Genomic DNA, 20,673 nt, shown 5'->3' on the forward strand with positions numbered 1-20,673 from the left:
TCTTCCAAAACTAATATCCGCTCATCCTATAAATAGAGCTTATATTTACACTCTAAGACCACTCGAAGTTTGTATAGCGTTAACTATCTTTAGTTCTGTCTCAGTAAAGTGATTTTAAACTTCCCGTTCTGCTCACTGGGGTTGTTAATAAATATAGTTGAACCGGAAAGCCCTAATTTAGAGGAGTTGATAGTTTGGAAATTATTCGCCTCTGAAATGAAATGTGCTGCATCTGGATTATAGGCGTCCGCCCGTAAAATTCCTAGGTCAGTCGCACCTGAATTTTCAATTCTAACTGTAAAACGTGGGCCGAAACTATCAGATTTAATGTAAACGGTTTCGCCCGGAAAAATATCCATGCACCAGGTCATGAAAGAATTTTGTTCATCCAAGTTCGGGTAAACCCTGTCGTAGTACAACAAGTATAGCCGAAAGAATAAAAGCAGACAAAAAGTAAAGGCTCCGTGTCAGCAGGTCATAGTCATTGAAGAATTCCCTTATGTGCCCTGGAGTTAACGAAGTGAGCAATTTAGCAGCTACCGCCCCGGAAATAAAAGTAGAGACAATCTGAAGCGCCCTGTTGAATTTTGTTGCTTCGTTGTTATACATCTGATACGGCGACAGCAAGACACCCGTAACCCAGCCCATCGCTACTCCTGCCAAGAGAAGCGAAGTGCCAAGTACTTTCTCTTTTTCACCGGCCCAAACGGTAATAAAAAGGAGTATTATCAAAAAGATGCCGGAGGTTTGTCCGATAAGAAGCGACTTATCTTTGTTCTCGAACCACCTTAGGAAGTATTCTTTAAACATGGCGCATCAAGATATTTAAGTTTATCAAATACAGAAACAGGGGTATACTAGCTTTTTCTGACAACTGTAAGTCTGACAGCACCAGAGTTATTCCAGTAAAAGCCTTCAGCGTCGTTTGCAAAGCAAATCAACTGAACTGATACCTGAGCGGTCAATGATTGGATGCCACTCCCGATGATAAAAGGATTATCGCCACCATAGGTGCCTATCAGAGCGAACCAATTTGCCTCTTTCACCCGCCTTCTTTTCTCTGCCCACTTCATGTACCACTTGGTGAAGCCGTCCGGGCCGGAGGATATTGTCAGGTCAGTCCATTTTCCTGAAGCCTCCAATGAATAGGTGTGGCCTGCCTCCAGCTGCACTCCTGTACTGTTCCATCTCTGCTTTGCATAGACAGTACAGTCCACACTTTGGTTTATTGCCAGCTTCATATAGGTAAATGTTGAAAAGCCTGTTTAATCGTATAAGAAAATTTTTAAAATAAATATACAATTTATATCATAATATATTTATTTTTTCTATTTTCATTAAATTTATAAATCCACTCTACAGCTATATTTGAAAAATCAAGCTTTTAGCTTTGAACGCTATAAGTCTGTTTGCCCCTACAATAACTCATACTCCGTGGACACTGCTGCCAACTTACGCAGCTGAGGTCAGCCCTTTGAGCACTCCTCTTGCTCACCTATATGTTGATTTTTCAAGTTCCCATTAATTATATATAACTATAAATCAAACTCTTCATGGCCCCTTTAACCGTATTGCAATGGAAAGCTGTCAAGCATGCAGCTGATGAGTACGAGCGTTACGCTACCCAGATTGAGCGCGTCCGCAAGGACATTGAGCTGGTCAAGCAAGGCACTAAGAAAATAACGGAAATCTCCTCAGATGAAAATAGGGTCAAGGCCAGGATCAACCGGGAGATAGCCATGGCCCAGGGCTCCGATAATCCTGGGCGAGTGGCACGGGAGCGCGTCATCATCAACCCCGACTTTCAGGAAGCCTGCCTCTTGAACCGGCTCGTGGACTTTGCCCGCACAGTGGGAAGGGTAGTTATCTCCGACGGCGGGCTCGGCACAGGCTGGATGATCGGTGAAGACTTGATGATTACGAACCACCACGTGCTACCCAACCTGGAGGTGGCCAGGGGGTCTTTTGTCAACATGGGCTATGAGCGGACGGTGGCAGGAGAGCCGCTAAACGGAGAAACCTTTAGGCTGAGGCCCGACATTTTCTTTATGACCCCGAAGGAGACGCTTGACGGGGACCTCCGGGAGGACGAACTGGATTTTACGATTGTCGGGGTTGAGAGCAAAAGTATGGGTGGAAAACCACTCTCAGACTACGGCTATGTAGTGCTGGACGAGAAGCTGGGCAAGGCCATAGAAGGTGAGAACTGCCTGGTGATCCAGCACCCGGCGGGAGACTACAAGAAGGTGGTGCTGCGCGATATCCGGTTGCTGGCTTACGAGGACCTGCCGGGCGCCGACAAGCACCTCTACTATGAGAGCGATACCCTTCAGGGCTCCAGCGGCAGCATCGTCGTGGCCCTGGGCACAGGCGAAATCATTGCTTTGCACAACTCCAGCGTGCCACGCCGGGACGCGCACGGGCGTTATTTGAAGAAAGACGGCAACCCTTGGCAGGAGGGCGATTCGGACTCCCTGATCGATTGGGTTGCCAACCAGGGGGTGCGCGTAAGCAAGATTGTGGAAGCACTCCGCACGTCCCCCCCCCTGTCTCCTGAGATGGAGCAGAAGCGAGTGCGGCTGCTTAGCACGATCGAAGAAAGACCTAAATCCGTAATCACCGGGAAGGTAAATCAAGAGAGGCCCCGTGCCATCAGTAGAGAGGAGGCGGAGCGTACAGAGTCGATTACTGCTGCCCCCCCTGCCCTAACTGCCGATACTCAAAGGTTTTTGGTGAAGGTAACCACTCTGCCTCTTGTGCGGGAGCACGTCGTCTCCACCCTGCTGCAACAGTTCGCGGGAATCAAAATCCAGCCCCTCGCCCCTAATCAGGGAGATACGCTGCTGGGTGCCTACCTGAAGGTAGATATTCCGGAAGTGGCGGACCCGTGGGGCACAGCCAGAAAGCTGGAGGCGGTGGACGGCCTGGAGGAGGCTGACCCCGACCTGCCGCGCTACACTACCGTCGGAGGGCCGGAGGATCCGGCCAGTGGAACAGCACCTGTAACCGCAGTCCCTACGTTCAAGGAAAGCAGCCGGGGCAAGGGCAGGTCGAGCGAGGCGGACTGGATGAGCAGTCCCTACATCAAGGGGCACGACAGGCACAGCCAAGGCGGCCTGGCCCAGATCCGTAGATGGAGCCACAAGGCGGTTAACTTCTCAGAGGATGAGGTCATAAAGGCGCTGGGTAAAAAGGGGCTTCAGGAGCTCTCGATGCTGCGCCTCGCCCAATTTGACACAGGCTACACCAGCCATTCCAAAGTGGGCGAGGGATTTAACCTCAAGCTGGACTATGATGCGATCGAAGGGGATGACGATGCAATGGACGAGTTCTCCTCTGGCATTTTGAGGCACTACGGCCATGGTACACGCACAGGAAGCATCCTCATCGGGGTATCCGACAGTTTAGTAGATCCCGCTAAAGAGGGAAACGTGGGCCTGCTACGAGCCATCGCGGAAAAGGACGGAGTGTCTCTGTCCCTGACGCCGTTCCGCGTGGCCAGGTCTGTAATCCTTATCAGCAGGATAAGCGAACTGGTGGACGCCGCCACGCACGCTATTGACAGCGGGTACCATGTCATGACGATGAGCATGGGCGTGTTGCCTGGCAGCGCCGCCCTTTTCGACCTTGCCCGCACGGCCTACGAGCGGGGCGTCATCTGGTGCTGCGCGGCGGGGAACCAGGTGGGAATAGTAGTGGCTCCGGGCATTTACCCTGGAGTGATCTGTGTGGCGGCATCCAACCCCGACAACGCTCCCTGGACAGGCAGCTGCCGCGGGCCGGAAGTCGACATCACCGCTCCAGGGGAGTTTATTTATGTGCCGACCTTCCAAGATGGCCAGGAGGACATGACCTTCGGCAACGGCACGAGCTACGCGACACCGCACGTGGCGGCGGCGGCGATGTTGTGGCTGGCAAAGAGCAATCGGGAGATAGGCACCAAATATGCGCAGCCCTGGCAACGGGTGGAGGCGTTCCGCTACTGCCTGCAACACTCGGCCCGGCAGGAAAGCAAGCTTCCGCGCGGCAAGTTCGGTGCTGGCATCCTGGACGTAGATAAACTGCTGAAGACTCCACTGCCTGATGCATCCAAACTGCACCATGCCTATTTGGGGGCAGCCGGCCTGGAGAAAGCAACCGGTAAGCGGCCGCTTGCGGTGCGCGAGATGGAATATAAGGACTGGCAGGTGGTGCTGAGCGAAAGCCTCCCATCTGATGGCCAGGGCAAAACCAACCTTAAGGAGCGCCAGGGGGCCATGCGCAGCCCCTCCTCCCAGGATTTCGCCCGCTTGCTGGAGGCACAGTCCGGTCTGCGGCGCAAGGTGGAGACGCTGGAGTCCACAACTCCGCCTGCCACATCCCCATCTGCAGCTTACAACCGCCTGCTTGTCCTGCATGAGCTGCAGTCTCAGCCTAAGCCAATTTATGAGCCATAACTCCTCATAACAGGTTCCAAGACCACAGACACAGAAAAATAATTTCCATATCATATATTAATCATAATGGCACTATATTTTGACTTTCACTTTCATCCCCTGGGCAAGCGCTTCCTTGAGAAATTCAATGACGTAGAAAGACAGAGCAAGCAGTGCACGGAGCCAGTTGCCTTACCGAGAATCGGAGGGGGGGTGGATCCGCTGCTCGGACACATTTTCAGGAGCCAGGCCTGTGTATCCCAGTCCGTCAAAGGTGGTATTAAGCTTGGTGTGGCCAACATCGTTGTTATGGAGCACGTTTTTGCTACGCGGCAGGGCGTGCTGAATCTCCTGGAGTTGGAAGTTGGAGGGAAGAAGGTCATCGTCCCGCTCGACAACAGATATATAGACTTTGTCCACAACAGCCAGGGAAGCTATAATCAATTGATGAGCAAAGAACTTGCTTTCTACCAGTGGGTTGCCGGACAAGTAGATCTGCGGCACAGTATTAACTTACTGTCACGAAAAAATGAAAATGGCCCTCAGCTACAGGAAAGTAAGCTGAACCTGGTATTGGCGATAGAGGGTGGACACGGCCTCTCTAAGCGCCTGATCAGCCAGTTCGCCGGTGAGTTCGACCCTGTAAAGACTGTGCAGGAGTATCGCAACAATAAATCGGTTGACTTCCTCTACCTCACCCTCACCCATCTGTCTCACGTACGCGAGCAGCCCCTCTGCAGCCACGCCTACGGCTTTAAGTTGGTAAAGGGCCTGCCTGAGGCGATGCCGCAGATAAACGGACTGACACTGCTGGGGAAGCAGGTGGTGCGTGCCTGCGTGGACACAAAGGAAAACAAGCACCCTATTCTGATCGACATCAAGCATATGAGCCTGGTGGGGCGTCACGACTTTTACACTTATCGCCGGCACCTGCTCGACAAGCGTCCGGATGGGTTTAAACCGCCCAAAGAAGTCGATGGGAAGCCTTGGTGGCCCATTATCGCCACGCACATGGGGATTACCGGCTTTGCCAGTGGTGAGATGAGAGACTTTATCAAAAAACACGGTATTGAGAGGGGGAACGAGACAAGCGTGCGCGTGAAACTTTCTCGTAAAAAGGCTGCAACACTGCCTGAGGGGATTGGTCTGGACAAGGTCTCCTTCAACCCTACCTCCGTCGGGCTTTTTGACGACGACATAGAGGAAATCGTTCGCAGCCGGGGTCTTATTGGTATCAGCTTAGATGCGCGCATCCTCGGTTTTGAGGGAGTAAAAGGACGTTTGCTTCAGCCTGAGTATGACTATTTCTCAAGGGAGGATTTTGCTATTTTATTCCCCGATATGGCGCAAAAGCTATCTATTGTTGAACCGGTGGAGGAAGGAACTGAGGGCGCACTGGAAAAAGAGGCAGCCCCAGCTACGACCGAAAGCCTTATTGCAAGTCGGGGAAAGCGGGAGCTCTACCTTTTCTGCCTGAACGTGCTGCATACGGTAGCCGTGATCAACAGGATGCCAGATAAAGAGCGCCATGGGAAAGACGGCTGGGACTACGTTTGTGTAGGCTCCGACTATGATGGGCTCATTGACTCCATACAGGCAGCTAACACAGCGGAGCTGCTCCCCCGCTTTGAACAGGAGCTACAGTCCTTTCTTCCTCTTGCGGAAAAGGCGTATTTCAAGGCTCATGATGATGTTCCAGATCTGCTACCTAAGGCAGGAGGGAAAGCCGAAGTAAAGCGGGTTCTAAGGAAGTTATTTTATGACAACGGAGAACGTTTTATTCAGGACTGGTGGTCACCTATAAAAGCAGGCGCCAAAGCTATTCCTGATAAGGAAATTGTGTAGACGGTAATTTGCAGAAAAGCCAAAATATGAGTTTTCTCTTTTGAGTGTCATACTGGGTTAGGCTGGGCTTAGTGTAAAGCAAAAAAAATTACTCATGGAGCTTTTTCCAATAATGGATAAAGGATCGCATTTTAAAACAAAGTAGCTGATGCTTTGCTATACAACTCAACTAAGGTGCCTGAGAGAACACCGTTGAAAGTGTAACTACAAACTAAAAATATTTATTTTTTCTGCACGTCTTCCTATTGGCTTGGTTCTCGTCCAACAGGAAGACGTGCACATAATAATGATTATTCAAAAGGCTGTATGTGGTCAGGTAACAGAAACCTTTCTATTGAGTTCTTTCGAATGTGTAATTCATAGTGCTCCAAAATAGTAGTTTATGTGATAGTATCTACTGACTCCTACTGTGTAGAACCCGTATTTACCTTGCTCTCCAGCGCCTGCTGCACCTGCATAGGTACTTTGGAAAGCAAGTCATAGCCAGTGGCCTGCTCAATGGTGTCCATACTGGTGCGGTAGGTTCCCCAGATGTGTGGCTCAGGAAGTTTGAAACATCCGGCACCTTAGAGGAATGGCGCGAAATGGGTTTCTTTAAAGTAGTTCTTCTCAGCAGCAACGGCTACAGGAAAGAGCGCACACTGGAGTTTGTGCCAATGTAAGCACACCCCCGAAAGAGTAGACTTTCACTGTTAACCTCCGTTTGCCCTTAATATCTCATTGGTGCTTCCTATTTTATTATCGATTGATTTAAGAGAGCGTGTGTGTTCTCTCCCTCTGAAACCACGTCTGCCAGCCTGTTCAAGGCTTGTGCTGTGTTGGCCGCGGACTGCTTGGTGTTTACCTCTATCTGCTGATTGATTGCAAAGTTCTGGAGTATGGCGCGGTTAATATCACAGGCTTATCAGAGATAATGGCCGCGACTCTTTGCAATGTTTTACTTTCTGTCATCTTTGGTTGGGGTATTACCCCTTATTGGTTGGTTTTTGTACTAGTCATTGTAACACGCCACCTATTTAATATAACACCGGTTATAACGCAAAGGCCGTTTGCAGCCTCCTGAGGGGGTGCTTGCCGGTCTTTTTTTGTTGTACTTTCCAAAGGTGCCGGTTTACCGCTCCTATTGCGATTAACCATGCAAGCCGGTTATAAAGTGTTGTCTGCTCCCTCAGCATTTTAGCATAGGGGTTTCTGCCTCATAAGAATGTCCATGCGCGTTCGTGACGGTATGAGTATAGCCAAAAAATAGATAAGAACTTATGCTATAAAATTTAAAAATAAAACGTATTATCGTTATATAATTAATGTAATAACATGCGCTACTGATATGAAAGGAATAAAAAAGATCCTCATTGGTTTGTCATTAGTTATGGTAGGGTTTATCGTGATCGGCTATTTCTTCATTAGTAGTATTGATACTGAGGAAACAAGTGATGAGGGGTATTATGAATTACCCGGTACAGTGAAAAGTGCACCCGATGATGAGGAGTATTATCCAGTACCTGGTAGTACAGATGATGTCAGTAGTCCAGATAATACCGATACGCCACCACCACCACCTCCTCCTCCTCAAATAGTTGACAGGCAAGAGGCAGTAGAAAGCTTCCTAAAGAAAGGAAACATGGGATATTATGTCCCTGACTCTATGGAGGTGGAAGTGCCTAGTACGGTTTCGTTGATTATCTCTAAAAATAAAACCCTCGCACAAATAGAAGAATCTCTACAAACTACCATCGAAAATGAACCTAGACCGGATACTTCCCGGATTACATTAGAGGGCATAAGTATCTCGAAACAAATGATGGCAACACTGTATGCCATGGATACTTCTGCATTTTCTATCACCCCACTGTCACGCGTTCAGCAATCTGTTCTCTTGAATGATACAGCAGAAACCAAGTGGGAGTGGTCTGTTAAGCCTTTGAAGGCCGGTAGCCATAAACTAATTATCAGAGCAAGCGCAAGAATCTATGATGGAGAAGCATCAGACTGGATAGACATCGAAGCTTACAACGGAGTGGTTCCAGTTAAAGCTATTTATATTCCTGAGCCGGCATGGTATGAAAATCTGTTTGCTTTTTGGAAAGAAAACTGGCAGCTGCTATTAGCTACATTTGCAGCCATTGGCGGTTTTATAACCTGGACAAGATCTACTTTGATGACCTGGATAAGGTCTGCTTTCAGTAAAAAGAAGAAAGGTGAAACGACTGTCAAGCAAATAACTCACTAAAAGTCGATAGCGAAGACTGTACGGGATAATCGCCTCCCTTTTGCTTGCTATCTCTCATTATCGGGAAGTTTTTCGGTACAAAATAAATACACCACCTTACACAATAACAGCAGATCTTGCAGCGTTATAGACGCAATGAATAGGGTGAAAGGGATGTGCTTGCAGGTGCATCCCTTTTTGCTTTCTATAATCTACCGTTACTTGCGGCTCACTCGCTTCGCGCAGCTATAAAAGTTAAGAGGGCAGTTTATTACTTAAATGGCCTTTGTAAGCACACCTAAGGAAAACTACCTCTACTGGCTTCTAAAGGATGCTTTTCGAGCTTTTTTTGTTGTACTTTTCCGGTGTGGTGCCTATAGCCCAAACATTACGGCAATCTGTGCTGTGGTGTAGTTGTTGGAGCCTTTGCCAAAGTTCTCTGCCATGCCTTTCAGCACATCAGCAGCGCCATCATGGGCGTTTCCTCCCGTTGCCTTGTAGTTGGTCACATGCTGCTAGAACTCCGGCCAGCGGGTCTCCCATCCTTCCGGCATCAGGATAAGATTGGTTACTTCTGCAGACCTGGTGAATATGCGGACCTGTTTGTTTTCGGACTGATGAAACCATTTGATATGAGTCTTCACATTATGCAGCAAACGGCACTGGTCGACTAAGTTCCGGGCAAGTCCACGGCGCCCGTTGTTCAATTCTACATGTTAATTGTCTTTTTTGAACATGAGTTTCTGTACAGCAGCAACTATTTCCATTTTACTGCCGGAGGCAAGCTCTTTTCCGTTGAATGGGTTTGCCCAGTTGTTTTTGTGAAACAGGTAGTAAGGCTTAACCAACTGGAAAAAAGTGCCGGAGAAATCACCATAAAGCTCAATTATAAGACTATGCTCCTGGTGAACCCACAAGTACTCTTTTCTCTTCTCGAAGCCAAGCTCCTGGAAATGATCCCTTAGTGCTTCTTTCACATCTTCTTCCAGTTGCCTCTTGGCCTCTTCATCAAGCTTACCGTGATAAAATTCAAGTTTTTCTGCTGTTGTCTTCATTGCCTCAAATTAGCCATTACGTTCAGAAATCACAAACGAATAAAAGATACAGAGTGAATACTTAATATAGGTTAGTTGTAGTCGATGCAGAAGGAATTGGTGAAGTTTATGGCACCTTATACCTGCTCCTAAAACAATGAAATACCCATCAAGGCACTATAATTTTTTATAAAAATTTGAAGAATTTGACTGTGCAGCGCGTGTGCAGTAAAATGCTATCTAGAAGACATCGTGTGCAGTAATTACTGCACACGGCATAAAAAAACCCTCTCTACATGCTGTAAAGAGGGTTTTAAGTTTACTTACTGTGATCCCGTTTGGATTCGAACCAAAGACCTACTACTTAGGGGGGATTTTTTTGAATAGCATCAAAAATTATTGCGGAGAACTTTCGAAAGAAATTATTTTTTTTGGGTAATAAGAAAATTTTGAAGCCTTTATGTTCGTAAAACAAAATTCTCTGATCGTTCCTTTTTTGTACCTGATAAAGCTACTTCAGCAATTAAGTGTTTGACAACCAATTTATTGTCTCACATCAGAACATTCTGCATCGGAAAGTACCAAAAGCTCCTCGGCAGTGACAGCTATCAGGTTCAGCGACTATAAAGCGATGCTGAAGCGGCTTCAGCCTCCTGGAGGAATCAGATGCTTTTGATGCGTACCGCAGGATGTCTCAGAGCGGAGGTTATTGCCAGGCAGTTTGGCAAAAAGCGTGACGTTCTGTTAGCTCGGTGAACAGCAATAGACATAGAATCAGACATAGTCGGCAGCCTTTCTATAGCCATCCTTTACGTCGGAACCATTGATATATGCAGAGTGTAACTATTAACATCACAACAACCACCGCAGGATACCCATATGTCTGCCCCAACTCGGGCATAAACTCAAAGTTCATCCCGTAAACACCCGCAATAAAAGTGAGGGGCAGAAAAAAGGCAGAGAAGATGGTGAGCACTCGCATTACCTCATTGGTTCTCTGGGAAGAAAGGGAGATATAGGTATTTATCAGGTTGTTGGTGCCGTCGTTCACTTCCTCAAACTGTGTTTCCACATGCACGTACAGGTCTTTCAAATCCTGAATTTCAGTTGGCTGAAACCCTATCATCTGCATATTACTCAGAATTACCTCCGACAGGCGGAGCACCCGCCGACATACGGTGGCTTTTCGCTTCAGGTGATAGAGGCCTTTTGTGAGGGGCGGCATCCTCTGGTTCAGAAATGTTTTTTCCTCGTAATAATCCAGTTCCTCGGCCAGCTTTTGCGCCGGTGCCTCATAGGTGCTGAAAACGGCTTTGATGAGCCTGATGAGCAGATCCTGTGGTTTCTTAACTATTCCTGTGTCGGTGTATTTCCCTTTTACCTGCTCAATCAGATTGGAGGGGCTCCTGTGTATGGTAATGATGTATTTACCGGAGTAGAAAACAGCAATTTTATTTGTCATTTCCTGGATGGTGTCTGCTTCCCGATGCGCATCAGCATCATAGACACGGGCAATCATAAATGCGCCATCCCCGATAACTTCATACTTTGGCAAATGCTCGGGCTGAAGCGAGTCTATGACCGAAGTACGGTGCAGACCGTACTCTGCCGCCAGTTCCTGCAGTTCCTCTTTGGTGGGACCTTCCACGTCTATCCACTGCCAGTTGTTTCCCTCAATCGGCACTAATGTTCTTCTCATGGTGTGTTCAATCTAAAGTTTCTAAAGCAATGGAGGCAGAATTGAAATAATAGCCGCAATGCAAGCATGCTCATTCAGCAAGTCTATGGAGCTACGGCCTGCATCATAAGGGCCGAGAGGTATCCGCCATAGGTGCCGAGCGCATAGCCCAGTATGGCGAGGAGCACCCCTACCGGGGCCAGTGCCGGATGGAAAGCCGCAGCCACTATGGGTGCTGATGCCGCCCCTCCCACATTAGCCTGGCTTCCTACTGCCAGGAAAAAGAAAGGAGCTTTTACCAATTTGCCCACTACCAACAGCAGCAGCATATGAATCGTGATCCAGATAAAACCAACCAGGAACAACCCGGGCTGGCTGACAACAGCAGTGATGTCCATCTGCATTCCAATCGTTGCCACCAGAATATAGAGAAAAACACTCCCTATTCTCGTAGCGCCAATTCCCTCTAAATTCCGAGCTTCGGTGAATGAGAGCAACATTCCGAAGGTAGTCGCCAGTACAACCAGCCAGAAAAAACCGGAGGTTAGGCTGAACTTATCCAGGTAAGGGGCGTGCAGTGCTACCCAAGGCGCAATCAGGTCTGAAAAAAAGTGAGAGACACCCGTTATTCCCAGACCCACGCCTACCACCGCCATCGTATCGGCCATGTTGGGAATTCGCATAATACTGAGCCGGTGCTTCTCTATCCGTTCCTTCAGTTCATTGACCATTGTGCTGTCAGCTCTAAAAAACTTATCCACCCTGTCGCTGTTACCTGCTCCATACAACAGCACCGCCATCCAGATATTTGCCACAATCACATCCACGGCTATAACAGCGGAAAAAAGGTTCGGGGCTGGCTTAAATACTTCGAACATAGCCAACTGATTTGCCCCGCCTCCAATCCAGCTCCCCGCTATGGTGGAGAGCCCGCGCCACACGGCATAAGGGCCCTCCCCCCCTACCAGCTCAGGGGCAAAAGAAGATACCAGCAGCACAGCCAGCGGGCCGCCGATCATGATGCCGATTGTGCCTGTTATAAACATGAGGCCCGCCATCTGGCGCAGCTTCCATATCTCCTTCAGGTCCAGGCTGATGGTAAACAGCACCAGGCTGGCGGGAAGGAGGTAACGCGAAGCCATCTGATACAGGCCAGACTGTTCTCCTGATATAATCCCAAACGAGTTGAGCAAACTGGGAATCAGGTAGCACAGCAGCACCGAAGGCACCACAGCATAAAATTTCCTAAAGAAGGGATGGCTGCTTGATGAGGTACTAAAAATAAGGGCCAGAATAATGACCAGGATGCCCAGCACAACAGCATCGTTGGTAATTAGAGGCAGTTCCTGTACGGATGTTCCTTGCATATAAATTTCATTAAGACTTACCACAGCCTGCTGCCCGCTGAAGTGAAGGTTCTTTCAGCAGCTTTTAAACTGGCTATTTTTGTTAAAATTAGGGCAACAGATAGCCGGTAAATATAGGGGCTTGTACATAAACAAACAGCCTGACAGAAAATAAAATAATTAGCCCTCGCCAGCCTTTTTGCTACAACCGCACCTGCACCGGAGTGCACTACCTTAACTATTACCATATCAGCAACTTAAATAAGGTTTAATAAAGCTTTTTTTCTTCTGTTGTGTATATGATATCACCAGATTCTGGTATACATTAAAGGCTGTTTTGTGCACGCTGCAAAGTCACCTGGTGAAAAAGAACCTGTATGGATAATAAAAGCCAACTTAACCGCACCCTTGGCTTGCGCCAGGTCATTGTAGTGGTCATCGGAAACATCATCGGTTCCGGTGTATATAAAAAAGTGGCTCCTATGGCAGCGGAGCTGCACTCACCTGGATGGGTCCTTATCTGCTGGGTGCTGGGAGGCATTATAACGCTCTTTGGAGCACTAAGCAATGCAGAGGTAGCAGGTCTTTTGGCAGACACCGGCGGTGAGTACGCTTATTACAAGAAGATATACAACCGCTTCTTCGCCTTCTTCTTCGGGTGGTCTCTTTTTACTGTTATCCAAACCGCCGCCATCTCTTCCCTGGCTTATGTGTTTGCGCAGTCTCTCCACAGCATACTGCCCTTGCCGCAGCTTTTAAGCTCCCTGGCTGACTTCTCCATCGGGGGTGTTTTTTCACCCTTCGCTGACCTAAGCGTCAAGCTTACGGCCATACTCCTGATTGTGGTACTGACCTGGGTGAACATGAGCGGTATTAAGTCCGGGGCTGGGCTTAGCACCGCCATCCTGCTGCTGGTTTTTACGGGCATTGGCGTTATTGTTTTCTTCGGACTAGGCAACGCAAAGGCAGAGATAGGCAGAAACTTTGAACTGGCCACCACCTCCGCTACTCCCGTTACGTTCAGCGCTGTTTTCGCTGCCATGTTGTCGGCATTCTGGGCTTACCAGGGCTGGGCCGCCATCGGCTATGTTGGTGGGGAGATCGAAAATGCCCACCGCAACATACCCCGCGGCATCACCATCGGTGTGTTAACTGTTGTCGCCGTTTACCTGCTGGTCAACATGACATATCTTTCCCTTCTGCCTGTAGCAGCTCTTGAACAGGTCCATCAGGCGGGAAACCAGATTGCGGCTGTGGAGGCTATCCGGAGCTTCTGGGGATACGGAGGCGCCGTGTTTATCTCCGTCCTTATACTGGTTACCACCCTAGGCTGCACCAATGCCACCATCCTGGCCAGCTGCCGCACCTATTTTGCCATGGCACGCGAAGGCTTGTTCTTCCCGAAAGCTGCAGCGCTCAACCAGGCGCAGGCACCTGCTAACTCCCTGCTGTACCAGTGTATCTGGGCCTGCCTGCTGGTGCTCTCCGGCACGTTTGACCAACTGACAGACATGATAATCTTCGCGGTGTTCATTTTCTACGGTGCCACCACCCTGGGTGTCTTTATCCTAAGGTGGAAGATGCCGGACGCGCACCGCCCCTACAAGGTATGGGGATATCCCATTGTGCCTGCCGTTATGGTGCTTTTCTGCGTCGCCCTGTTCTTCAACACCATTTTTGTTCGTCCGCGCGAGGCAGCGATGGGCATGGTGCTGATGCTCACCGGAATTCCCATGTATTGGTGGTTCATCAGAAAGCAAAACCAAAAGCCTGAAGTGGCACCTGAAGAAAAGATTCTTTCTTAACTCATAATTAACAACATGTACCAGTTTTCATGAGAGAACTCTACATTTGTCAGCTACTTTTTTGCCGGCTGTGCCACGGAACCACCTCTTCCTTCCAATCCTGTTTTGCAGCCTAACAGCTAGACAGTTCAGAATGACATACCCATAACACCTCTGAGAATCCCCCTCCTAAAGGTATAAGGCAGAGGCTGGTCCTACATTAGAACCAGCTGTTTGGGCAACCTCCTGGCAACCCGCACCAGCAGGCAATAATCCAGCAGGGGAAGAACAAGATTAACAACAAACCAGCGGCAGACACCCTCTAGGAGATGCGCTTTAGTTCTGACACCGCTACAGGCTTTATCACCAGCGGCACTTTCTCCACTTTCACCGAGCTGGTGTCAAGTCCGAACCATTTTGCCTCCGATGGAGTGAACTGCTTTATGAAGAAATACCACTCCATTATTCGTTGCTCAGCAAAGGGAAGGTCGTTTTCGTACGAGAGGAACTTCTCCAGCACCACAAAACGAAAATCCCCGATGAAGTTGAACTTGCTCAGAGAGGCATAGCGGCTGGTGATGTCTACCTCCCCTTTCCGCACCATCTCCTCCACCACCTTGCGAAAGAAGAGGTTAATGCGCTGCTCCACCCGAAACCCAAGCCTGAAGTCAACACGGATCACATCATCCGGGGCAATGATCCGAACCTTATACTCCATGGTGAAGGGCTCATCGGTAGTGTCTACATGCACAAACCAGTAAATATCTGCTCGCTTGGGCCTCTTCTGAAAGATAGAATAGATCACTTTTGACTCTATCTCCTTCGGACTGGCTGCCCCTGTCATGAACACCAGGTGCGTGGCATACTTAGGAATCGTCTCGTCCAAGCTGAGTTCCCGGAGCGCTGGCAGGTAACCTTTCAGGCGCACATCATCCGCCAGCCTGCGCTTGATGTGAAAAGCCCTGATCCAGATATACATCACCGTGAGCAGCGCCCCCCCGATTAGCAGCGACACCCAGCCGCCGTGGGGGAACTTGATCAGGTTGGCTACCAGGAACGAACCCTCGATGAGCAGGTAGAGACCCAGGAACACGAAAGCGGCCACCCTGGACCTCGTTTTCACCAGGAGGTAGTAACTCAACAGGATGGTGGTGGAAAGCATGGCCAGCGTAATGGCCAGCCCATACGCCGCCTCCATATTGGCTGACTCACGGAAATACAGCACCACGCTTACACATCCCAGCCACAGCAGCCAGTTAATACTGGGCACGTAGAGCTGTCCTTTGTAAAGGGTTGGGTAGTTAATACGCACCTTCGGCCACAGGTTCAGGCGCGTCGCCTCGCTGATGAGCGTAAAAGAGCCGCTGATGAGCGCCTGGCTGGCGATAATGGCGGCGACAGTGGCCAGGCCGATACCGGAGAGCAGGAACCATTCCGGCATTATACCATAAAAGGGATTTGTCTCGAGGTACTTCCCTTCCTGCGTCATCAGCCATGCCCCCTGCCCCAGGTAGTTTAGCACGAGGGAAGTTTTCACAAATACCCAGCTTACGCGGATGTTGGACTTCCCGCAGTGGCCCAAGTCAGAATACAGTGCCTCAGCACCCGTAGTGCAAAGAAACACGGCTCCCAATAGCCAGAAACCTCCCGGGTACTCCACCAGGAGATTATAAGCATAATATGGACTCAGGGCGTATAGTATCTCCGGGTGGTGTACCAGCATGACCGCTCCTAAAGAGCCAAGCATAGCAAACCACAGGAACATGACGGGGCCAAAGGCCTTGCCTACTATTTCAGTACCAACGCTCTGCAGCAGGAAGATTCCAGTCAGGATAGCAATGACAATCGGCACGGTTGCCAGGTCGGGATAAAGAAGCCGCAGCCCCTCCACAGCCGACGAGACCGAGATAGGCGGGGTTATAATCCCGTCAGCCAGCAAGGCCGCACCACCAGCCATAGCGGGAATGATGAGCCAGGTAGCCCTGCGCCGGATGAGGGTATAAAGCGAGAAGATGCCCCCCTCTCCCCTGTTGTCTGCCTGCAGGGTAAGCACCACATACTTAAAGGTGGTCTGCAGGGTCAGGGTCCAGAAAACACAGGAGATGCCTCCGAACACAAGTATCCTACTGATGGGAGACTCGCCAATAATGGCCTTCATCACATAGAGTGGCGAAGTACCAATGTCGCCGTAGATGATGCCAAGGGCTATTAGCAAGCCAGCAGATGTGACTGCCCTGGATTTTGGATTAGGTATACTATTCAATGTTAAGGCAAATTAAGTGTTACGGATGCAGAGAAATGAAACCAGATGCTTTATAGCCATTTTCCCACCAGGTAATACGTTTCATGCGAAAGGCTAGACGAAAGCGGCGGAGCCACCTTTGTAAGCCGTGTTGTTCCGCTGTGGGTGCGGTTTCTGCAGCTTTGTACTCACTATGGCTCTCCACTTTTCTGCGAGCAGGAGCTCCTCGCTTAAAGACATACTCTCCTCCCTGTTATAGAATACTACAGCTTGCTCACGCAGCCCTAGCCCCTGAAACGTGAAGCGCAGTTCAATGAGATCAATTACCCTGTTGCCCCCTACTTCCCTGTTCATGTTGTTGAGCCTGCACGCTGACACTTCTGATAAGTGAACGAGGAGCATGCCTTCTCCTTCGGCCTGCTTCTTTAAGTAAAACAGTATGTTCTGTTCTGTATCGATGCCGATGGCGAAGTTGTGGCTCCACAGATCATACTGCGTTATCTTGAGCTGCTGCTGTTGCGCTACATATAAAAAATGCTGCAGGTGTTTCCGCTTTTGCTGTTTTTGATTTCTTTGGATAAGTATAACCGGCACAACGAAGAGTGCCAGGGAAATGATACCTATGATAGCTGATGTAATATCCATGTTGTTTTTATTTGAGATTTTAGAAACCACAGTTTAATTTATAAAAGGGGGAGTACGGTATAAGAGGGCATCCAGCCCATACCCGAAATCCCCCCTTACCCTTACCAAAATACAATGTAAAGTGCCGACAGCATGCCGCAGATGAGGATGGAGCCGGTCACAAAGCCTGCCGATGGTTTAAACATGGCCGTTTCTATGTCCAGTCCATCCGGGTTGTTCCTGCTCTTCGGGTCAAGCAGCGTCAGGATCACCATCAGCCCCACCAGCACCAGGAAGACAATGCTCATCCTGTCCAGGAACGGGATACCGGGAAACTGGAACTTCAGGAAAGTTGAAAGCGGGATGGTCAGCACGGCCGCTACCGTGGCAGCCAGCGCGGTGGTCGGCTTCCAGAAGAAACCCAGCAGGAAAATGGCCAGTACCCCAGGTGAGATAAAGCCAGTGTACTCCTGAATGTACTGGAAGCCCTGGTCCAGGTTCCGCAGAGAGGGCGCGACCACCACACCTATCAGGGATGCCGCTACCACCGTAACTTTACCGACAACAACCAGCCTTTCCTCAGAGGCTTTCGGGCTGAAGAACTTCTGGTAGATATCAAGGGTGAAGATGGTGGCGATGCTATTAGCCTTGCCTGCCAGGGAGGCGACAATGGCGGCTGTCAGTGCCGCAAAAGACAGTCCCCTCAGGCCGTTTGGCAGCAGGTTCAGCAGGACAGGGTACGCGTGGTCTGGCTTTACATGGCCCAACCCATTGGCCATCTCCTGCTGGAACAGTCCTTTCTGGTAAAGCACATATGCAGCAATTCCCGGTAGCACCACGATGATGGGCATCAGCATTTTCAGGAAAGCAGCAAAGAGTAGGCCGCTGCGGGCAGTCTTCAGGTCCGCACCCAGGGCACGCTGCACAATATACTGGTTCGCTCCCCAATAGCTCAGGTTTGTGATCCACAGCCCGCCCATCAATACCGAGAGCCCGGGCAGGTCCATGTACGCATCGCGGGTGCCTCCCATCCCATCCGGTATTGTAAGCTGCCCTTCATTTAAGATCATATGGAAATGCGAAGAAGCTTCCCGCTTCATAACGACCAAGCCATCTATGAAGCCTGAGCCTCCGTACTGCTCGGCCACCAGGTCCAGGGCTAGGTATGTAGTGGCCAGCCCTCCGCAGATGAGCACAAACACCTGGAAAACATCTGTATACCCAATCACCTTCATACCACCCAGCGTAATGATGATAGAGAAAACGGCAAGGCCATACACGCAATAGGTGAAGTCAATGCCGGAAATCGTCTCGATTGCCAGGGCACCAAGGTAGAGGATGGAAGTCAGGTTCACGAACACGTACACCAGCAGCCAGAAGACAGCCATGATCGTGCTGACCGTGGTGTTGTAACGCTGCGACAGGAACTGTGGCATGGTGTAAATGTTATTCTTCAGGTAAATGGGAATGAAGAAAACCGCTACCAGCACCAGTGTGAGGGCTGCCATCCACTCATAAGCGGAGACGGCCAGCCCCATGGCAAAGCCCGAGCCGGACATGCCAATAAACTGTTCGGCCGAAATATTGGAGGCAATAAGCGAGGCACCAATCGCCCACCAAGTTAAGGAACCCTCTGCCAGAAAATAATCTTTAGAATCGGCTTCCTTGGTCTTGTGCTTTCTGTATATGTAAATACCGTACCCGGACACGATGATAAAGTAGACCAGGAATACGAGGTAGTCTATAAGCTGCATGATTAGTTTATGTTATATTTTTATCTGTGATATAGAAGGTTTATTTCCAACCGTTGGGAAAGACAGTGCAGGGAACGGGCATAATAATAGCCATTTCTCACTTTGCCGGTTAGGAAAGGGATTTTTTAATATGCTATGAAAGGATTTAGGCGACCACCTTCCTGCTTGGTTTATCTTCTGAAGGTGTGGCCCGAAGCTTACTGTGCCGGCGCCCGTACAGAAAGTAAATAGCGATACCAATGGCCATCCAGATAATCAGGCGCAGCCAGGTATCTGCGCCCAAATTCACCATCATGTACCCACAGATGAGGATGCCCAGAATAGGGATGAGCGGTACAAAAGGCGTTTTGAAAGGGCGCTGCAAATCCGGGCTTGTGCGGCGCAGCACAATGATACCGGCACAAACAATTACAAACGCCAGCAGCGTACCGATGCTCACAAGCTCGCCCAGCAGGCCAATCGGGAAAATGCCTGCCACTATGGCTGCGACTACTCCTGTCAGGATAGTTGTGACGTAAGGGGTGTTGTACTTCGGGTGCACCTTTCCCAAGAAGGCAGGCAACAGGCCGTCACGGCTCATGGCATAGAAAATACGCGGCTGCCCCATCAGCATCACCAGCACGACGGAGGCCAGCCCGGCCACTGCGCCCACCCCTGTCAGGAAGTAGAGCCACTTCAGACCCGGACCGGCTGCCTGCAGCGCTACCAGCACCGGGTCTGGCACATTCAATGTTTCAAAAGACACAAGGCCCGTCAGCACCAGCGACATCAGCACATAAAGCAGCGTGCAAACACCTAAAGAAGCCAGCATGCCGATGGGCATGTCACGCTGCGGATTCTTTGCTTCCTGGGCAGCCGTGCTCACCGCGTCAAAACCGATGTAAGAGAAGAACACAATAGCGGCACCGGCTACCACACCCTGCCATCCATAGCGGGTGCTTCCGTCAGACAATATTTCTTTTGCCGGAATAAAAGGCTCCCAGTTTGCGGAGTCCACATACTGAAACCCGAAGCCGATTACCAGCAGGACAATAGCCACCTTAACGATAACGATGATGTTATTGAACTTGGCAGACTCCTGAATTCCTACGACCAAAAGGGCCGTCATAACCAGGATAAGCACGATGGCAGGCAGGTTAATAATAGCACCGGTTGCCTCAAAGGAAGAACCATTGTAAGCGAGCGGGGCGGAGGCGATGGCAGCAGGTATGGTGATGCCCAGCGATTTGAGCAGGCTCACAAAGTTTCCGCTCCATCCCACTGCCACGGTAGCAGCCCCGAACAAATATTCCAGAATAAGGTCCCAGCCGATTATCCAAGCGATAAACTCACCCAGCGTCGCATAGCCGTAGGTGTAAGCGCTGCCGGCAATCGGTATCATGGAGGCAAACTCCGCGTAGCACAGGCCGGCAAACAGGCAACCCAGGCCTGCAATTAAAAAGGATATTACAATCGCAGGCCCCGCTGCATTGGCGGCAGCCGTGCCCGTTAAAACAAAAATGCCTGCGCCTATAATAGCTCCAACACCCAGCATGGTCAGGTTTGAGGCGGTTAGGGTGCGCTTTAAGCCATGCTCCCCGCTTTCAGATTCTTTTATCAGGTTTTCGACAGACTTTGTCGCAAATATATTCTTAGCCATTGTTATGCTTTTAGAAATGATACAATGAGGTAATACCTGCCCTGGGGCAGGCAAAACAACGACCCTACAGGCTGCATAACAGCGGGTAGGGAAACTACCTGCA

At 49.8% G+C, this 20,673-nt stretch carries 17 protein-coding genes; 5 read left to right on the plus strand and 12 right to left on the minus strand.

Annotated elements, in window-relative coordinates; translation table 11 throughout:
- Window positions 1–89 precede the first annotated feature (89 nt).
- Genes ACFS7Z_RS22775 through ACFS7Z_RS22785 form a run of 3 tightly spaced genes read right to left on the minus strand, consistent with a single transcriptional unit; the run spans window position 90 to window position 1,241 of the window.
- On the minus strand, window positions 90–392 hold the full coding sequence (locus tag ACFS7Z_RS22775) for a hypothetical protein (RefSeq protein WP_377490071.1): 303 nt from the start codon (window positions 390–392) through the stop codon (window positions 90–92).
- Complete coding sequence (locus ACFS7Z_RS22780) at window positions 385–810, minus strand: hypothetical protein (RefSeq protein WP_377490074.1); 426 nt, start codon at window positions 808–810, stop codon at window positions 385–387. The genes ACFS7Z_RS22775 and ACFS7Z_RS22780 overlap by 8 nt, the downstream gene beginning before the upstream one ends.
- Window positions 811–857: 47 nt before the next feature.
- The gene (locus ACFS7Z_RS22785) at window positions 858–1,241 is read right to left on the minus strand and encodes a hypothetical protein (RefSeq protein ID WP_377490077.1); all 384 of its coding nucleotides are present in this window, start codon (window positions 1,239–1,241) and stop codon (window positions 858–860) included.
- 312 nt (window positions 1,242–1,553) lie between these two features.
- Between ACFS7Z_RS22785 and ACFS7Z_RS22790 the strand changes: the two genes are divergently transcribed.
- The 4 genes from ACFS7Z_RS22790 (at window position 1,554) to ACFS7Z_RS22805 (ending at window position 8,490) form a co-directional block, all read left to right on the plus strand.
- Window positions 1,554–4,436, plus strand: coding sequence for a S8 family serine peptidase (locus ACFS7Z_RS22790; protein WP_377490080.1), 2,883 nt, complete (start codon window positions 1,554–1,556; stop codon window positions 4,434–4,436).
- A gap of 66 nt (window positions 4,437–4,502) precedes the next feature.
- The gene (locus ACFS7Z_RS22795; protein WP_377490083.1) at window positions 4,503–6,260 is read left to right on the plus strand and encodes a hypothetical protein; all 1,758 of its coding nucleotides are present in this window, start codon (window positions 4,503–4,505) and stop codon (window positions 6,258–6,260) included.
- A gap of 533 nt (window positions 6,261–6,793) precedes the next feature.
- Window positions 6,794–6,922: a hypothetical protein gene (locus tag ACFS7Z_RS22800; RefSeq protein ID WP_377490086.1), complete on the plus strand. Its 129-nt coding sequence runs from the start codon at window positions 6,794–6,796 to the stop codon at window positions 6,920–6,922.
- Window positions 6,923–7,587: 665 nt separating this feature from the next.
- Window positions 7,588–8,490, plus strand: a complete 903-nt coding sequence (locus ACFS7Z_RS22805; protein ID WP_377490089.1) for a hypothetical protein — start codon at window positions 7,588–7,590, stop codon at window positions 8,488–8,490.
- Window positions 8,491–8,843: 353 nt separating this feature from the next.
- Here the strand turns inward: ACFS7Z_RS22805 and ACFS7Z_RS22810 are convergent, their stop codons facing one another.
- The 5 genes from ACFS7Z_RS22810 to ACFS7Z_RS22830 form a co-directional block, all read right to left on the minus strand.
- A complete protein-coding gene (locus ACFS7Z_RS22810) occupies window positions 8,844–8,978 on the minus strand; it encodes a hypothetical protein (RefSeq protein WP_377490092.1) in 135 nt (44 codons plus the stop codon).
- A gap of 6 nt (window positions 8,979–8,984) precedes the next feature.
- Complete coding sequence (locus tag ACFS7Z_RS22815) at window positions 8,985–9,176, minus strand: hypothetical protein (RefSeq protein ID WP_377490095.1); 192 nt, start codon at window positions 9,174–9,176, stop codon at window positions 8,985–8,987.
- Between the two features lie 9 nt (window positions 9,177–9,185).
- Window positions 9,186–9,524 carry a hypothetical protein gene (locus ACFS7Z_RS22820; RefSeq protein ID WP_377490098.1) on the minus strand — a complete coding sequence of 113 codons (339 nt, stop codon included), beginning with the start codon at window positions 9,522–9,524 and terminating at the stop codon, window positions 9,186–9,188.
- A gap of 775 nt (window positions 9,525–10,299) precedes the next feature.
- A complete protein-coding gene (locus tag ACFS7Z_RS22825; RefSeq protein WP_377490101.1) occupies window positions 10,300–11,202 on the minus strand; it encodes a magnesium transporter CorA family protein in 903 nt (300 codons plus the stop codon).
- Between the two features lie 83 nt (window positions 11,203–11,285).
- Window positions 11,286–12,548, minus strand: a complete 1,263-nt coding sequence (locus tag ACFS7Z_RS22830) for a DUF819 family protein (RefSeq protein WP_377490104.1) — start codon at window positions 12,546–12,548, stop codon at window positions 11,286–11,288.
- A 356-nt stretch (window positions 12,549–12,904) separates the two neighbouring features.
- On the opposite strand from ACFS7Z_RS22830, the gene ACFS7Z_RS22835 reads away from it, so the two are divergent.
- Window positions 12,905–14,332 (plus strand): APC family permease, encoded by a 1,428-nt coding sequence (locus ACFS7Z_RS22835; RefSeq protein WP_377490107.1) that lies wholly within the window; start codon window positions 12,905–12,907, stop codon window positions 14,330–14,332.
- Between the two features lie 301 nt (window positions 14,333–14,633).
- Here the strand turns inward: ACFS7Z_RS22835 and ACFS7Z_RS22840 are convergent, their stop codons facing one another.
- The 4 genes from ACFS7Z_RS22840 to ACFS7Z_RS22855 all read right to left on the minus strand — a co-directional run bounded on the left by ACFS7Z_RS22840 (window position 14,634) and on the right by ACFS7Z_RS22855 (window position 20,570).
- Window positions 14,634–16,565, minus strand: coding sequence for a KUP/HAK/KT family potassium transporter (locus tag ACFS7Z_RS22840; protein WP_377490166.1), 1,932 nt, complete (start codon window positions 16,563–16,565; stop codon window positions 14,634–14,636).
- Between the two features lie 102 nt (window positions 16,566–16,667).
- Entirely contained in the window at window positions 16,668–17,198 is a 531-nt protein-coding gene (locus tag ACFS7Z_RS22845) for a hypothetical protein (RefSeq protein ID WP_377490110.1), read from the minus strand.
- Between the two features lie 101 nt (window positions 17,199–17,299).
- Entirely contained in the window at window positions 17,300–18,931 is a 1,632-nt protein-coding gene (locus tag ACFS7Z_RS22850) for a sodium/sugar symporter (RefSeq protein WP_377490113.1), read from the minus strand.
- Window positions 18,932–19,076: 145 nt separating this feature from the next.
- Window positions 19,077–20,570, minus strand: coding sequence for an amino acid permease (locus ACFS7Z_RS22855; RefSeq protein ID WP_377490116.1), 1,494 nt, complete (start codon window positions 20,568–20,570; stop codon window positions 19,077–19,079).
- Window positions 20,571–20,673 lie beyond the last annotated feature (103 nt).

The organism is Pontibacter toksunensis (assembly GCF_042686245.1).
Lineage (GTDB): Bacteria > Bacteroidota > Bacteroidia > Cytophagales > Hymenobacteraceae > Pontibacter > Pontibacter toksunensis.

Excerpts from the sequence above, each read along its gene's own strand:
- ACFS7Z_RS22780 (WP_377490074.1), bottom strand. The coding sequence starts at position 810 with ATGTTTAAAGAATACTTCCTAAGGTGGTTCGAGAACAAAGATAAGTCG.
- ACFS7Z_RS22785 (WP_377490077.1), bottom strand. The coding sequence starts at position 1,241 with ATGAAGCTGGCAATAAACCAAAGTGTGGACTGTACTGTCTATGCAAAG.
- ACFS7Z_RS22790 (WP_377490080.1), top strand. The coding sequence starts at position 1,554 with ATGGCCCCTTTAACCGTATTGCAATGGAAAGCTGTCAAGCATGCAGCT.
- ACFS7Z_RS22795 (WP_377490083.1), top strand. The coding sequence starts at position 4,503 with ATGGCACTATATTTTGACTTTCACTTTCATCCCCTGGGCAAGCGCTTC.
- ACFS7Z_RS22805 (WP_377490089.1), top strand. The coding sequence starts at position 7,588 with ATGAAAGGAATAAAAAAGATCCTCATTGGTTTGTCATTAGTTATGGTA.
- ACFS7Z_RS22820 (WP_377490098.1), bottom strand. The coding sequence starts at position 9,524 with ATGAAGACAACAGCAGAAAAACTTGAATTTTATCACGGTAAGCTTGAT.
- ACFS7Z_RS22825 (WP_377490101.1), bottom strand. The coding sequence starts at position 11,202 with ATGAGAAGAACATTAGTGCCGATTGAGGGAAACAACTGGCAGTGGATA.
- ACFS7Z_RS22830 (WP_377490104.1), bottom strand. The coding sequence starts at position 12,548 with ATGCAAGGAACATCCGTACAGGAACTGCCTCTAATTACCAACGATGCT.
- ACFS7Z_RS22835 (WP_377490107.1), top strand. The coding sequence starts at position 12,905 with ATGGATAATAAAAGCCAACTTAACCGCACCCTTGGCTTGCGCCAGGTC.
- ACFS7Z_RS22845 (WP_377490110.1), bottom strand. The coding sequence starts at position 17,198 with ATGGATATTACATCAGCTATCATAGGTATCATTTCCCTGGCACTCTTC.
- ACFS7Z_RS22850 (WP_377490113.1), bottom strand. The coding sequence starts at position 18,931 with ATGCAGCTTATAGACTACCTCGTATTCCTGGTCTACTTTATCATCGTG.
- ACFS7Z_RS22855 (WP_377490116.1), bottom strand. The coding sequence starts at position 20,570 with ATGGCTAAGAATATATTTGCGACAAAGTCTGTCGAAAACCTGATAAAA.